General features: G+C 44.2%; 1 pseudogene. It reads left to right on the forward strand.

What is annotated here, in order from left to right:
- Positions 1-216 precede the first annotated feature (216 nt).
- Positions 217-505: pseudogene (locus tag ACESZH_RS23950) on the forward strand (hypothetical protein); the annotation flags it as partial.

Raw genomic sequence — 505 nt, forward strand, 5'->3', positions numbered from 1 at the left:
GCTAAAAATCGCTACACTGCCCGTATTTTCAGGCATTGTAGCGATTCTATTTTTTCTCAACTGTCAAAGACCGGATTGTATACCTACCTCGGAAAAACCGCAATTCTCAAAGCAACTATGACAGAAATCCGTATCTGCGATGAGTACAACCGTTTAATCTGTAAGCATCCAAGATCTTATCGGGATTTCCCTCTTTATGTTACTGAGGATAGCCATATGCCTCAGGAACATCTGTATTACAAAGAGGTCAATGCTCACGATGGGGCTTATTATCGCCGCTGGGCCTCTGTATACGGCGATTCTATGGTTACGTTGATTGACCGGATACTCCGCAGTCCGAAACATGAAGAACAGGCTTATAACAGCTGTGCGGGCGTATTGCATTCCTGCAAGGATGTCCCTCACAGTCTGGTTCAGGAAGCTGCTGACAAATGTGTTGCTGCTAATGCATGCAAGTATTCCTATTTTAAGAAAGTCCTTGGAATGATGAAGAAAGAGCATGCTC

This window comes from Ruminococcus sp. 5_1_39BFAA (assembly GCF_964240875.1).
Lineage (GTDB): Bacteria > Bacillota > Clostridia > Lachnospirales > Lachnospiraceae > Blautia_A.